General features: G+C 41.0%; 10 protein-coding genes. 9 read left to right on the forward strand and 1 reads right to left on the reverse strand.

Features of this window, described 5'->3' with window-relative positions; genetic code table 11:
- Window positions 1-47 precede the first annotated feature (47 nt).
- The gene (locus CYAN7822_RS12430; RefSeq protein WP_013322624.1) at window positions 48-4,196 is read left to right on the forward strand and encodes an ATP-binding protein; all 4,149 of its coding nucleotides are present in this window, start codon (window positions 48-50) and stop codon (window positions 4,194-4,196) included.
- A gap of 143 nt (window positions 4,197-4,339) precedes the next feature.
- Window positions 4,340-5,041 (forward strand): methyltransferase family protein, encoded by a 702-nt coding sequence (locus CYAN7822_RS12435; RefSeq protein ID WP_013322625.1) that lies wholly within the window; start codon window positions 4,340-4,342, stop codon window positions 5,039-5,041.
- Between the two features lie 150 nt (window positions 5,042-5,191).
- Here the strand turns inward: CYAN7822_RS12435 and CYAN7822_RS12440 are convergent, their stop codons facing one another.
- The gene (locus tag CYAN7822_RS12440) at window positions 5,192-5,797 is read right to left on the reverse strand and encodes a DedA family protein (protein WP_041933690.1); all 606 of its coding nucleotides are present in this window, start codon (window positions 5,795-5,797) and stop codon (window positions 5,192-5,194) included.
- Between the two features lie 214 nt (window positions 5,798-6,011).
- Here CYAN7822_RS12440 and CYAN7822_RS12445 point away from each other — a divergent pair, with 214 nt between their 5' ends.
- The 7 genes from CYAN7822_RS12445 (at window position 6,012) to CYAN7822_RS12475 (ending at window position 14,429) form a co-directional block, all read left to right on the forward strand.
- Window positions 6,012-6,695: a polysaccharide deacetylase family protein gene (locus tag CYAN7822_RS12445; protein ID WP_013322627.1), complete on the forward strand. Its 684-nt coding sequence runs from the start codon at window positions 6,012-6,014 to the stop codon at window positions 6,693-6,695.
- A gap of 823 nt (window positions 6,696-7,518) precedes the next feature.
- Window positions 7,519-8,652, forward strand: coding sequence for an RNA polymerase sigma factor RpoD (rpoD, locus tag CYAN7822_RS12450; RefSeq protein WP_013322628.1), 1,134 nt, complete (start codon window positions 7,519-7,521; stop codon window positions 8,650-8,652).
- Between the two features lie 174 nt (window positions 8,653-8,826).
- Window positions 8,827-10,023, forward strand: coding sequence for a glycosyltransferase (locus CYAN7822_RS12455; protein ID WP_013322629.1), 1,197 nt, complete (start codon window positions 8,827-8,829; stop codon window positions 10,021-10,023).
- A 132-nt stretch (window positions 10,024-10,155) separates the two neighbouring features.
- Window positions 10,156-10,476: a DUF6825 family protein gene (locus CYAN7822_RS12460; protein ID WP_013322630.1), complete on the forward strand. Its 321-nt coding sequence runs from the start codon at window positions 10,156-10,158 to the stop codon at window positions 10,474-10,476.
- A 153-nt stretch (window positions 10,477-10,629) separates the two neighbouring features.
- Window positions 10,630-12,315, forward strand: coding sequence for an ABC1 kinase family protein (locus CYAN7822_RS12465; RefSeq protein ID WP_425365341.1), 1,686 nt, complete (start codon window positions 10,630-10,632; stop codon window positions 12,313-12,315).
- Between the two features lie 39 nt (window positions 12,316-12,354).
- The gene (locus CYAN7822_RS12470) at window positions 12,355-13,080 is read left to right on the forward strand and encodes a Stp1/IreP family PP2C-type Ser/Thr phosphatase (RefSeq protein ID WP_013322632.1); all 726 of its coding nucleotides are present in this window, start codon (window positions 12,355-12,357) and stop codon (window positions 13,078-13,080) included.
- Window positions 13,081-13,358: 278 nt separating this feature from the next.
- The gene (locus tag CYAN7822_RS12475) at window positions 13,359-14,429 is read left to right on the forward strand and encodes an amino acid ABC transporter substrate-binding protein (protein WP_013322633.1); all 1,071 of its coding nucleotides are present in this window, start codon (window positions 13,359-13,361) and stop codon (window positions 14,427-14,429) included.
- Window positions 14,430-14,543: the final 114 nt, after the last annotated feature.

A 14,543-nucleotide genomic window follows, 5' to 3' on the forward strand; every position in this document is an offset into this window, starting at 1 on the left:
TTATATTTTGGCTAAAAAAGTTTTTCGAAGCGAAAAAATTTTGCCTAATGTCTGTTAATAAGACTGTTAATGAGGATATATTTACCTCTGGTGGGGAAATGGGGACACTCATAAAAGCCTTTGACTGGTCCTTAACTCCCCTCGGCCCCATAAATCAATGGCCGCTTTGCTTAAAAACGGTCGTCAGTATTATGTTAGCTTCTAGATTCCCGATCCAAATTTTATGGGGTCCCGATTATATTCAATTTTATAATGATGCTTATCGCCCTATTCTCGGTAGTAAACACCCCAAAGGTTTAGGTCAGCGAGGTCAAGATTGTTGGTCTGAAGTATGGGATTTTGCCGGACCTCGATTGGATAGGGTAAGACTGACCGGAGAAGCCAGTTGGTCAGACGATCAATTATTGCTTTTAAATCGTCATGGATATCTAGAAGAGTGCTATTTTACCTTTTCTTATACCCCTGTACTCGATGAATCAGGGGAAGTTGCCGGTATTTTTAACGCGGTGAATGAAACGACTCAACGAGTTATTCAAGGACGACGACAGCAAACCCTTGCAGCAATTGCGACTCATCTGGCTGAAGCCAAAACCCCTCAAGAAACTTGTTCCGTCGTCGCCGCTACCCTGGTTAATAATGCCGCCGATGTTCCTTTTGCCCTTTTTTACGAGTTAGATCACACCAATCACAGAGCGAAATTAGTCAACTCTGTAAGATTAGAAAATCATCTATCTGATTTGCCCTTTCTTGTCAATATTAATCTCAATAAGCCTGTGGCTTCCCTTGAACCGATGGTTAAAGCCGTCAAAAGCGGCGAAATACAAATTATTAATCATCTTCAACAACAATGGCCGAGTTTACCTGGCGAACCTTGGGGAGAGTCTCCCGATAGTGCCCTCATCTTACCGATTATCCTACCGGCACAAAAGCAGTCTGTAGGAGTAATGGTGGTGGGAATTAGCCCCAGACGAGAACTAGATGAGCATTATCGTCAATTTTTTGAGTTGATTGTCAATCATATTGCTTTAGCCATGACTAATTGCCGCGCTTATGAAGAAGAACGCAAGCGGGCTGAAGCCTTAGCCGAATTAGACCGAGCAAAAACCGTATTTTTTAGCAATATTAGTCATGAGTTACGCACGCCTCTCACCCTCATTCAAGGGCCGCTTGAAGAAGTTTTACATCAAACTGAGTCACCCTTAGCCCCAAGCACTCGCGCCTCATTAGTCATGGCTCAACGCAATGTACTGCGTTTACAAAAATTGGTCAATACTTTTCTAGAATTCTCTCGCCTCGAAGCCGGACGCATACGCGCTTTTTATCAACCCACTGATTTAGGGACTTTTACTCAAGAGTTGGCAAGTGTCTTTCGTTCAGCTATTGAACAGTCCGGTATGCGGCTCGTGGTTCATTGCCCTCCTTTGCCTCAACCTGTCTATGTTGATCATCAAATGTGGGAAAAGATTGTCCTTAATTTACTTTCCAATGCCTTTAAGTTTACTTTTGAAGGAGAAATAAAGGTTTCTTTAACCTGGGCAGGTGATCGCGTTAAATTTGAAATTCAAGATACCGGCATAGGCATTGCTGAGGCAGAAATTCCCTATTTATTTGACCGATTTTACCGAATACAAGGGGCACCCAGCCGCACTTATGAGGGTTCGGGCATTGGACTCTCCTTGGTACAAGAGTTAGTTCATCTGCATGGCGGAACCATTGAAGTAAACAGCATTCCCGCTCAAGGCACTTGTTTTAGGATTTATCTGCCCACAGGTTCGCGTCATCTGCCGCCAGAGCAAATCGGATTAGCCTGTCCTTTTCCGGCTACTTCGCCAACGACGGCGGTTTTTGTGGAAGAAGCTTTAAGTTGGTTGCCCCAAACTCCAGATGTCGCTACTGATACTCCCTCATCGGTTCGCCTCACCACTCCTAACGCCCGTATTATTCTCGCCGATGATAATGCCGATATGCGGGAATATGTCAAGCGTCTCTTAAACAAACTTTACCAAGTAGAAGCGGTTGGAGATGGAATGGCGGCCCTAGAAGCGATTCGTCGTCATCCCCCAGATTTAGTGCTGACTGATGTGATGATGCCGCAGCTAAATGGGTTTGAGTTGCTGCAACAACTACGCAGTAATCCTTTAACTCAGGAGTTACCCATTATTTTACTGTCTGCCCGCGCAGGGGAAGAATATTTAGTCGAAGCGCTAGAAGCAGGAGCCGATGATTATTTAGTCAAACCTTTTAGTGCTAGAGAACTTTTAGTCCGCATTGAAGCTAACTTGAAAATGGCTCAACTACGCCAACAAGCTACTCAAAAAGAGCAGAAATTAAGGGCACAAGCTGAGACAGCGCGTCAACAGACTATTGATATTCTCGAAAGAATTACGGAGGGTTTTGTAGCTTTTGATTCTCAGTGGCGGTTTACTTATGTCAATAGACAAGCCGCTTTGATGGTTGATATCTCTCGAGAACAGTTACTCGGTAATAATATCTGGGAGTTATTTCCACAAGCCATTAATCACCCGTTTTATCAACAGTTACAACAAGCTATCAATGAGCAAGTTTCCCTGACATTTGAAACGTTTTATGCTCGTTTATCTCGTTGGTTTCTGCTCGATGTTTATCCGGCATCAGAAGGCGTTTCTGTTTATTTTCGAGATATTACTGAAAGTAAAAATCAGCAACTGATTCGAGAAGAGAATGAGGCGCGTTTACGGAAGAGTGAAGAAAGGTTGCGGATCGCGCTTAAAAGTGCCCCGATTGCTTTATTTAATCAAGACCGAGAATTAAAATACACTTGGATTTATAATTTTACTTTTAACTATCAAATTAGCGAGGTTATAGGCAAAACAGATGAGGATTTATTTGGAGCGGAAAATGCCCAGGCTTTGAGCGAAGTTAAAACGGCAGTGCTTGATAGTGGAGTTGGGCAACGAAAAGAAGTTAAAATCAATTGGCAAGACCAAGAAATCTATTTTGATTTGACCCTGGAACCTCTGAAGAATTGCGAAGGACAAATTATCGGGTTAACTGGGGCCTCGGTAAATATTACAGAATTAAAATACATTGAACAAGCTTTGCGAGAAAGTGAAGCCAGATTTCGGACGATGGCCGATAGTGCCCCGGTTTTAATTTGGATGTCAGGAACAGATAGATCATGTCACTTTTTTAATCAAGTTTGGTTAAATTTTACGGGACGTACTTTAGAGCAAGAAATTGGCAATGGATGGACTGAAGGGGTTCATCCTGAAGATTTTGACTCTTGTTTACAAACTTATTTATCAGCATTTGAGCAAAGAATTGAGTTTCAAATGGAATATCGTCTCAGGCGTGCTGATGGAGAGTATCGTTGGGTTTTTGATCGAGGTAAACCTTTGTTTACGCCTGAAGGAATTTTTGCCGGTTATATTGGCTCTTGTGTGGATATTACTGAGCAAAAAGAAGCGAATCTGATGTTACAAGAAAGAGCGCAAGAATTAACTCAATTAAATGAGGCGTTGACTCAGACGGCTGAACTTTTACAAAAGCGTAATCAAGAATTAGATCAGTTTGCTTATGTTGTTTCTCATGACCTTAAAGCACCTCTGAGAGCCATTGCTAATCTTTCTCAATGGATACAAGAAGATTTAGAGGATGTATTGCCTCAAGAAAATCAAGCACAATTGGAATTATTGCGGCAACGAGTTTATCGTATGAACAATTTAATTGATAGTTTATTAGAATATTCTCGCATCGGCAGAACTGAAGAGACAATAGAGGATGTCAATGTAAAAAATTTGTTGGACGATATTATTGATTCTCTGAGTCCTCCTCCAAGTTTTACCATAAATGTTGCTTCTTCAATGCCCACTGTAACTACTCAAAAAGTTCTCCTCAGTCAAGTGTTGACTAATTTAATTAGCAATGGAATTAAACATCATGGTCGCCTTGATGGTAAGCTGGAAATTTCTGTTCAAGAACAAAAAAACTTTTATCAATTTTTTGTCAGTGATGATGGACAAGGAATTCCGGCACAATATCAGCAAAAAATATTTGCTATCTTTCAAACTGTAAAAACTCGAGAGACAAAAGAAAGTACAGGAATTGGTTTATCAATTGTTAAAAAAATTGTCGAAATCCAAGGCGGAAATATTATTTTAGCTTCCCAAGAGGGCCAAGGAAGTACCTTTAGCTTTACTTGGCCTAAAAATCCGTGATATGACAAAAGCCTTTTGTTATTATACCACAAGAATTGCTCTCATAAATCTAGTGAGCGGCTCTGTTAAATTTTCTGATTAATCTTTACTGTGAAATTAGTCAAGTAAGTACCTGGACATAAATCATAGCTCTGTGTAAAGTTATGCTAGGGGAAAAAGAACAACTGACAAGCGGTCAAATTATTGCTTCAATTATCTATCTGATAATCGGTCCGCTATTAATTCTATTTCTGTCAGGCGATTGGGGATGGGTGGAAGGCTGGATTTTTGATCTTGGGTTGATTATAGTATCTGTTTCGAGCTTTATTTATCTGTATCGTCACGATCCGGCGTTACTGGTGGAAAGGTTTAGAAAACCCGGAAGCGGCAATCAAAAAACCTGGGATAAATATGTGGTCTATTTACTTGCCATCGGATTTTGGGCTTGGTTTTTTATTATGCCTTTAGATGCTAAAAGATATGAATGGAGTCCTGCTTTTCCCAACGGCTTAAAAATTTTCGGTGGACTGGTATTATTAAGCTCTTTTTTCTTTTTATATCGCTCATTTACTGATAATACCTTTTTATCGCCCTTGGTGAGAATCCAAAGCGAACGACATCAAAAAGTGGTTTCAACAGGCCTGTATGGTTTTGTGAGACATCCTATGTATCTTGGCGCAATTTGTCTGTTTTTAGGGACCCCGATGTTACTGGGTTCTCTCTATGGTCTTCTCATCGGTGTATTAATGTCATTGTTGCTGATAGTCAGAATCAGAGGAGAAGAACAAATGTTAGTCACCGAATTGGAAGGATATGAAGATTATAAAATGAAGGTAAAATATAAGCTTATTCCTTTTGTTTGGTAAGGGAATTAGGAAGAGGAACGAAACCCAACCCCGGCTAAAATTTTTGACAATCAGTTATTGCTGACCTTTAAACTTTTTAATTTTCTTGGTTTCCTGTTCCTTCTTTCCCTTTTAAAGTATTAATTTATCATCCTAAATTGGTGAGATATTTTAAGTTTTAGCGCGAAAATTCTTTTTAACAATCCAAATGATAAAAAAGATGATTACACTCAACAGTGCAATTTTAGAAATCGGGTCTATATATTGCTCTACTATCTCATATTTATCCCCTAATTGATAGCCAGCGATCGTTAAAAATAATACCCATAATAAAGTGCCTAAAGTCGAGTAAAGAACAAAAGGAATTAAAGGCATATTATTCATGCCTGCTGGCAAAGAAATAATGGTGCGAATTCCAGGGACTAAGCGACCAAAAAATACGGCTTTGCTTCCATGACGAGTAAACCAACTATTCGCTTTTTTAACATCGGTGGCAGAAACTGTAATCCATTTCCCATAGCGATCAGCTAATTTTTCTAAGCGCTGTTCATCAAAAACAACCCCGAGATAGTACCAAGGAAAAGCTCCCAAAATCGTACCAATTACCCCGGCGGCGATAGCGGGAATTAACTGCATTTTACCCTGAGCGGCGGTAAACCCTGCTAAAGGCATAATTAGCTCCGAGGGAATCGGTGGAAACAGGTTTTCGAGAAACATTAATAAAGCTATCCCCATGTAGCCCAGAGATTCCATTAAATTTGCAATCCATTCAGCCATACTTTTAAATTTTACAATTTGTAACATTCTCTTTAGTATGGCAGAAATTAAGCCGATTTTTTGGTTGTGGCCTCCACAGGGAGCGGCCCAATATTTTACGTTTTGTTAATTTCCACTGAATTTTATGAATAAAATGTATTGCTGATGGCTTAATATGATATATAAGAGTCTGTCTAGCCGGGTTAACCCTATCTAGTTTAAAGGAAAAAAACTTGTGCAGTTGGCTCCTGTCTATCCAGTAATTTATCGCCTTCTCAATCCTCTGTTTCCCAACTGTCTTTGGCATGGGCCAACTGATGAAGGGGCGATTGCTTTAACTTTCGATGACGGGCCTGACCCTCAATATACTCCAAAATTATTAGCCGTTTTGGAGCAATACCAAATTCAAGCCAGTTTTTTTTGGTTAGGAGTTTGTGTTCAAAGAAACCCAGAGCTTGCCAAAGAAGTCTTTCTAAGAGGTCATTGGATTGGATTACATGGCTATACCCATCAATCCTTTCCTCGATTAAATACAAATGAACTTAAAAACAGTTTGCGGATTACCCGAGAGCTAATTGCTGATGCCATTCAAATAGAACCTAAAAAAATACGGGATGTCAGGCCGCCTAATGGTTTATTCACTCCCGCTATTTTACGACAACTGCAAGAATGGGACTATCGAGTTGTTATGTGGACAGTAGTCCCTGAAGATTGGCTGTGTCCAGGAATTTCTCTAGTCTGTCAGCGAACGATGGCCCAAGTTAAAGGGGGGTCGCTGATTGTTTTACATGATGGTTATTATGGAGGAAGGGATGTCACTGCTACCACCGCTAATTTAATTCCCCAATTGTTAGACAAAGGTTATCAATTTGTAAGCGTGAACGACTTTTGGCAACGAAAGTTAACAGCGAGAACCTGAAAAGTCAACAACAGATGATTAGCTTAATATTTCTCAGCCATTGAGAATTGTTGTTAAGTTAGTAAGCAGAGAACCCATCTCGGGTTCAGAACTTATGTACTGTAAAACTCCCCTAGCTAGGGAATGAATTTTTATGAAATTAGGGCTGCAATTATTAAATGAAATTCATTACAATAACGAATGATTTTCAAGTGGAGCTTGTGACTGAAGTTATTGGTGTGATAGCGTTGCCGATCAGATTGTTGATGGTGTAAGCCGCTATAACGCCGCTCATTTCAGTACCGACTAGGTGATCAATTCCCCCTTAAGCTCTAATTGGATTTCCCTCTCTAACCCAATCCCTGGAAAATTGCCGGTTCATGAGGTTTAAAACCCTAATTGTAGTAGTTATGGTGCAATGCCTACTCTACAAATAGAGTAACAAGCAAAGTTTTTTAGAGGAGATGGGGTAAGGATAAATGAGTTATTGTCAACTAACTTACGAGAGTTTTTGGTTGTCTCTATTGAAGATCAGCTAATATGGAAATATCGACCGACAACAGCTATCGGCAATTATTCGACCTTGATACATTGCAATTTTCACAAAAGCCTCAACCAATTTGTTGTAAACGAGGCTACAATCGGAAAAGTCTTCAATTATCTAGATGCCAAAAATGACTCACCTGTCGATTGCTTTGGTGACATAATCTGTCATGTAAGCATCATTTAAGCTGAGTCAAAAAAATAACTAAGACAATTGAAGCAGCACGGATCAAACCAACCAAACTATATTCAATTAGACTCATTCTTCTAGTTTGACGATAAGGAGCAAGAGGAAAACGGCATGACGCAGGCCAATGACGTACTCGCAACCATTACTGAGCCTCAAATGGATTGGGACGCTTTCGCTTTCATCGATGATATTGACGAAACCGGCGAAGAGGAACTAGAAGAGGCAGTAGTAGAAGAGAACGGTAAAAAAACACGAAAACTCAGTGCTACTCGCCGTCGAGATGCAGGGAAGAAAAAGCCCTACACCGAGGACTCTATTCGCATTTATTTACAAGAAATAGGCCGTATTCGGCTTTTGAGGGCCGAAGAGGAAATCGAACTAGCTCGTAAAATCGCTGATTTATTAGAGTTAGAGCGGCTTCGGGAAAAATTACGCCGGAATTTAGGTCGATATCCTAGTGATAAAGAATGGGCCCAACAGGTAGGTATGGAATTACCTGCTTTTCAGCGCCGATTATATTTGGGGCGAAGGGCAAAAGACAAAATGGTGCAGTCTAACCTGCGTCTGGTAGTGTCCATTGCCAAAAAATATATGAATCGTGGCTTATCCTTCCAAGATTTAATTCAAGAAGGATCTCTAGGGTTAATTCGGGCCGCCGAAAAATTTGATCATGAAAAAGGGTATAAGTTTTCCACTTATGCCACCTGGTGGATTCGTCAGGCCATTACTCGGGCCATCGCCGATCAATCTCGGACGATTCGACTGCCAGTACATTTGTACGAAACCATTTCCCGCATTAAAAAGACCACTAAAATACTGTCTCAAGAAATGCGGCGTAAACCAACCGAGGAAGAAATCGCGACTCGCATGGAAATGACCATCGAAAAACTGCGATTTATAGCCAAATCAGCCCAGTTACCCATCTCTCTAGAGACTCCCATTGGAAAAGAAGAGGATTCACGCTTAGGAGACTTCATCGAAGCAGACGGGGAAACCCCTGAAGATGAAGTCTCTAAAAATTTATTACGAGAGGATTTAGAAAACGTTCTCGATACCCTCAGTCCTCGTGAAAGAGATGTATTGAGATTACGTTATGGATTAGATGATGGACGGATGAAAACCTTAGAGGAAATCGGACAAATTTTTAATGTCACTCGGGAAAGAATCCGTCAAATTGAAGCTAAAGCTTTACGTAAATTACGCCATCCTAATCGTAATAGCATTTTGAAAGAATATATTCGTTAGCTGATGTGGGGCTTCGGGATGACCCTTGTCCCTTACATTCTGCTTCCCTGTAAAAAACCCCACACTTTTATTGAGTGTGGGATATTTGTTGAGAAAATAGAGAATAGACAAAAGCTTGCCCTGAGCTAACTAATAACTAATCACTAATAACTAATAACTAATGACTAATAACCCATGACTAAACTGACACTTTGCATGATAGTTAAAAATGAAGAAGCTTCTCTGCCGCCATGCTTGAGTAGTGTTAAAGATGTTGTAGATGAAATAATCATTTTAGACACAGGTTCCACCGATAAAACTGTTGAAATAGCTCAAAACTTTGGGGCTAAAGTGTTTTATTTTGACTGGTGTAATGATTTTTCAGCCGCCCGAAATGAAGCTTTAAAATATGTAACCGGAGAATGGGTGTTAGTTTTAGATGCTGATGAAGTGTTAAACCCTAAAATTGTTAATCAGCTTCAACAGGCCATTAGCCATCAAAATAGTTTAGTGGTGAATTTAATTCGGCAAGAAATCGGGGCAAGTCAATCGCCTTATTCTTTAATTTCTCGTTTATTTCGTCGGCATCCAGCGATTAAATTTGATCGCCCCTATCATGCGATTATTGATGATAGTGTAGAAAAATTATTAAAAATAGAAAAACATTGGCAAATCCTTGAGATTGGAGAAGTTGCCATTTTTCATTCGGGTTATAAACCTGAAATAATTGCCAGTTTAGATAAAGCCAATAGAGCTAAAAAAGCTATGGAAAGTTTTTTAGCTAACCATCCCAATGATCCTTATGTCTGTAGTAAATTGGGAGCATTATATTTACAAATCGGTCAAGAAAAAGAAGGAATAAAGCTTTTAAAACAGGGTTTAAAATCCAACAAGGGAAGCGAACAAGTTTTATTTGAATTACATTATCATTTAGCCAATGCTTATAGTCGTCAAAACAAATTAGAAGTAGCCGCTAAGCATTATGAAAAAGCGATCAGTCAGCCCATCTTACCTCAATTAAAAATCGGAGCTTACAATAATAGCGGCAGTTTATTATTGTCGATGGGAGACTTAAAGGCCGCGCTTAAAGCCTATCAAACCGCCATTAATATTGATCCTAGCTTTGCGGTGGGTTATTACAATCTAGGCATGACGCTCAAAGCGATGGGAAAACTGCCGGATGCGATCGCCGCTTATAAGCGAGCTATTGCCATTGCGCCTGATTATGCTTGGGCCTATCAAAATTTAGGCATTGTGCTTTTCAAAATCGGGGCCGTTCCAGAAAGTATAGAAACCTTTAAGGTAGCTGTAACGCTTCATGAAGCCCAAAATCGTCCTCAAGAAGCTCAAAAACTCACAGAAGGATTAAAAGAGATCGGGATTAATATTTAGTCATTAGTCTTTAGTCATGGGTCATCACTCATCTTTCCCTTCCCCTGACCCGAGTTTTAGCCCATAGTTCGAGAGACGCTTTGTAAATTTTCAGGTAAAATCAAATGTGAAGTAGTATTAAGAAAAATTGCTATGAGCAACCCGGTCATTCACGCCTTTTTTTTTGGTAGAGCCTTAGCCGAAGTTCTCACCGAGAAAGTTGAAGAAGCTTTTACTAACGCTTTAAGCGAAGTGGGAAAATTTGATGCTCAAACGCGGGAAAATCTGCGTCAACTCATCGAAGAAGTTCAATTAAGAGCCGACAAACAAGCAGAGCAAACGCCATACACAGAGGGGAATTACGCAGGATACAGCAATTCTCAAGGAGATTTACAAGAGATAATTGACGAACTGCGAGCAGATATTGCCCGATTAAAAGCCGAGTTAAAAAATTATCGGGATCAGTCTGTTTGATCTGGCCACTGATCTACCTAAATTTCTGGCTGAATGTTTGTTGTAACCTGTCTTTAGTAAACATAGAATCAAAAAATTCGAGTGACTGCCCTTTCTGAAAACGCCAACAACTCTTTTGGATATTCTACTTCTACCGTGACTACAGCCAGTGTGATGCGCCCAGAAGCCGCTAAAAGTTCCTATCGATGGAATCGGGAAAATTACTCAGTAAATCGCCGTCGATTTGACATTTGGCGGTTTGTGTTGCTGTTGCTGCTCAAACTCACGCTTAACGGGAAAAAGTGGAGTTATATCGGTGGCTACACCGAAGAAAAATTTACCGACAGACGAAAAAAGCAAGCGGTTTGGATTCGAGAAAGCTTATTAGAGTTAGGCCCAACCTTTATTAAAGTCGGTCAACTCTTCTCGACAAGGGCCGATTTGTTTCCGTCGGAATATGTAGAAGAATTATCCAAACTACAAGACCAAGTTCCCGCCTTTACTTATGAACAAGTTGAAAAAATTATTAAAGCGGATTTAGGCAAACCGATTTCTAAACTGTTCCGCAGTTTTGATCCTTCTCCGATAGCCGCAGCGAGTTTAGGTCAAGTTCATAAGGCCCAACTGCATAGCGGAGAAGAAGTGGTGGTTAAAGTTCAGCGTCCTGGGCTGAAAAAGCTTTTTACCATCGATTTAGACATTCTCAAACGAATTGCTCAGTATTTTCAGAATCATCCTAAATGGGGAAGAGGAAGAGACTGGCTAGGAATTTATGCAGAATGCTGTCGTATTCTTTGGCTAGAAACCGATTATCTCAATGAAGGGCGCAATGCGGATACCTTTCGGCGGAATTTTCGTGCGGCTGACTGGGTTAAAGTCCCTCGGGTTTATTGGCGTTATACTTCACCCCAAGTATTGACGTTAGAATATCTACCCGGCATTAAAATTAGTCATTATGAAGCCATAGAAGCGGCTGGTTTAGACCGTAAACTCTTGGCTAGACTGGGCGCAAAAGCTTATTTACAACAATTGCTCAATGATGGGTTTTTTCATGCCGATCCCCATCCGGGTAATATTGCTGTAAGTCCTGACGGAGCGTTAATTTTCTATGACTTCGGGATGATGGGCAAAATTACCAGCAATATTCGTGAGGATTTAATGGAAACCCTCTTCGGAATTGCGGAAAAAAATGCCGAACGGGTAGTTAATTCTTTGATTGCGCTAGGAGCTTTGGCCCCCACTAATGATATGGGACCTGTACGGCGCTCTGTCCAGTATATGCTGGATAACTTTATGGATAAACCCTTTGAGGACCAATCAGTGGCTGCCATCAGCGAGGATCTTTATGAAATTGCCTACGATCAGCCTTTTCGTTTTCCAGCTACTTTTACTTTTGTTATGCGGGCATTTTCTACCTTAGAGGGAGTAGGAAAAGGATTAGACCCCGATTTTAACTTTATGGAGGTGGCACAACCCTTTGCCATACAGCTTATGACTAATGATGCCGGAAACTACAGCAGTAGCATTTTAGATGAACTCGGACGACAAGCCGCCCAAATGAGCAATACAGCCCTAGGATTGCCTCGACGACTTGAGGATACCCTTGATAAATTAGAGCGAGGAGACATTCGAGTACGAGTGCGCTCACTCGAATCTGAGCGAACTTTTCGGCGTTTGAGTGCAATTCAATTGGGAACTAATTATACTTTATTTATATGCTCCTTAATGATCTCGGCGACTCTGCTTTTTGTTCATCAATATGTGACAATAGCAGTAGTTGTTCTGCTGGTGGCAATCTTTCCTGCTTGGGCACTGTTTCGCCTACTCAGACAACTCGATCGCCTAGATCGAATGTTCTAATGCCAAGACAATTGTAAAGTGGTGGATATTAGCATACAAATGAAGAATCTTCGCTCTACAGGGCTTACTGATCCAGGATTGATCCGCTCGGTCAATCAGGATAGCTACTATATAGATCCTGAGGGGCGTTTTTTCATAGTAGCCGATGGGATGGGAGGCCATGCAGGGGGACAAGAAGCCAGCCAAATTGCTACTAAGCGCATACAAGCTTATCTAGCAGAACATTGGGATAGCGAAATTCCTTGCGAACAACTCCTACAAGAAGCACTCCAACAAGCCAATGAAGGAATTTTAGAAGACCAATCTGATCATCCTGAACGGGGGGACATGGGAACCACCGCCGTCGTGGTGGCTTTTCGTAAAGATGAGAGTTGGTATGCTCACATTGGAGATTCGCGCCTTTATCTGTTTCGCAAGTCGGAGTTACAACAAGTCTCTGAAGATCACACCTGGGTCGCCCGTGCTTTAAAAATGGGTGATATAACCCGAGATCAGGCAAAAGTTCATCCCTGGCGACACGTTCTTTTCCAATGTTTAGGAAGAAAAGATTTACGACAGGTAGATGTTTTTCCGATGGATGTGCAAACCGGTGATACGTTGTTGTTATGTAGTGATGGATTGACAGAAGAAGTCTCAGATGAATTAATTGCTGAGATCCTTAACTCGGGAAAATCTTTTCAAGACATCGCTAAAGAACTGATAGAAGCGGCTAAAGAGGGAGGAGGTTCTGATAATATTACGGTGATCTTGATCGCTCAGGACTAATGAATACTAACAAAGCCAGTCCTACACCAACCAGAAGGTATGGTGTAGGTTACTGATGCAAATGAACTGGCGAAAATTTCGGATTTTGCTACTGGAAAAATTTTTTACCATAAGACCCAAAGAAAATTGAGTGAGGATTTGACTAGGCGTGTTAATATAGGCAAGGTTTAGCTATATTTAGTCACTTTGTATTTTGATAGACAAGAGTCCGCCATAGACCCTACTCAAAAACAAAAAGATAATTCTTAATTATTATTAATCTCTCAAGAAATTTGTCTATGCCTCATCCGCGTTACTTATTAGTTGCCGTTATACTCCTAGTCACTTCCTTAACCGCTTGTGGAGAGGGAACTAATAACGCAGGAAATTCTAATACACAAGCAAGTCCTGCCAATGGGGAAACCAGCCGCTTAGATACCATTAAAGCTAGAGGAACATTGATCTGTGGTGTCAATGGAGAAGTGCCGGGTTTTAGTTTTGTCGATGAAAAGGGACAATTTGAGGGGTTAGATGTAGATATGTGTCGCGCCGTAGCGGCGGCTTTATTTGATGACCCCAATAAAGTCGAATTTCGCAAACTGACGGCCGAGCAACGCTTTACGGCTGTACAATCCGGGGAAGTAGACATCCTCAACCGTAATACCACCTGGACTCTGAGCCGCGATACTTCGACGGGGATGGAATTTGGCCCCACCACCTTTTATGATGGTCAAGGGATGATGGTCACTAAAGCCAGTGGCATTACTAAGTTAGAAGACTTAAAAGGAAAATCCATTTGTGTGCTTTCGGGAACCACCACCGAACAAAATCTAGCCGATCAAATGCGTAAACGAGGTGTAACAGCATACACGCCTGTAGCTTCCGATGATGTGGATCAACTTTATGCGGCTTATCAAGAAGGACGTTGTGAAGGGATTACTTCAGATCGTTCTCAACTGGTAGCTAGACGTTCGGTGTTACCAAAACCTCAAGACCATATTGTCTTAGATGTCGTAATGTCGAAAGAACCTTTAGGGACTCTGGTGGCAGACGGGGATTCAAAATGGTTTGATACCGTTAAATGGATCACTTATGCGGTGATTGAAGGGGAAGAATTGGGCATTAATTCTAAAAATATAGCCAACTTTGACAAGTCTCAAGACCCAAATGTTCGGCGTTTTCTAGGTTTAGAAGGCACGTTAGGCCAGGATATGGGACTGCCCAATGATTTTGCGGCGCGGGTGATCAAGCACGTAGGAAACTATGGCGAAATTTATGAGCGTAACATTGGTAAACCACTAGGATTAGAACGAGGCCCAAATCGACTCTGGACTAATGGCGGTTTGTTGTACTCTCCTCCTTTTAGGTAAAAACAACAGAAAACCGGGGAAGGGGAAACCCGAAGGGAAAAAGGCCAATATAGTTCTTGCATAATTAATTTTTCTCTCAATTATTTTGCATGAGTGCCTTTTTTATCTAAACTC

Origin of the sequence: Gloeothece verrucosa PCC 7822 (assembly GCF_000147335.1) — a bacterium.
Taxonomy (GTDB): Bacteria; Cyanobacteriota; Cyanobacteriia; order Cyanobacteriales; family Microcystaceae; genus Gloeothece; species Gloeothece verrucosa.

Bases quoted from the DNA above. Each gene is read 5' to 3' on its own strand.
- rpoD (WP_013322628.1), top strand. From the start codon at position 7,519: ATGACGCAGGCCAATGACGTACTCGCAACCATTACTGAGCCTCAAATG.
- CYAN7822_RS12460 (WP_013322630.1), top strand. From the start codon at position 10,156: ATGAGCAACCCGGTCATTCACGCCTTTTTTTTTGGTAGAGCCTTAGCC.
- CYAN7822_RS12430 (WP_013322624.1), top strand. From the start codon at position 48: ATGTCTGTTAATAAGACTGTTAATGAGGATATATTTACCTCTGGTGGG.
- CYAN7822_RS12440 (WP_041933690.1), bottom strand. From the start codon at position 5,797: ATGGCTGAATGGATTGCAAATTTAATGGAATCTCTGGGCTACATGGGG.
- CYAN7822_RS12435 (WP_013322625.1), top strand. From the start codon at position 4,340: ATGCTAGGGGAAAAAGAACAACTGACAAGCGGTCAAATTATTGCTTCA.
- CYAN7822_RS12465 (WP_425365341.1), top strand. From the start codon at position 10,630: ATGCGCCCAGAAGCCGCTAAAAGTTCCTATCGATGGAATCGGGAAAAT.
- CYAN7822_RS12475 (WP_013322633.1), top strand. From the start codon at position 13,359: ATGCCTCATCCGCGTTACTTATTAGTTGCCGTTATACTCCTAGTCACT.
- CYAN7822_RS12455 (WP_013322629.1), top strand. From the start codon at position 8,827: ATGACTAAACTGACACTTTGCATGATAGTTAAAAATGAAGAAGCTTCT.
- CYAN7822_RS12470 (WP_013322632.1), top strand. From the start codon at position 12,355: ATGAAGAATCTTCGCTCTACAGGGCTTACTGATCCAGGATTGATCCGC.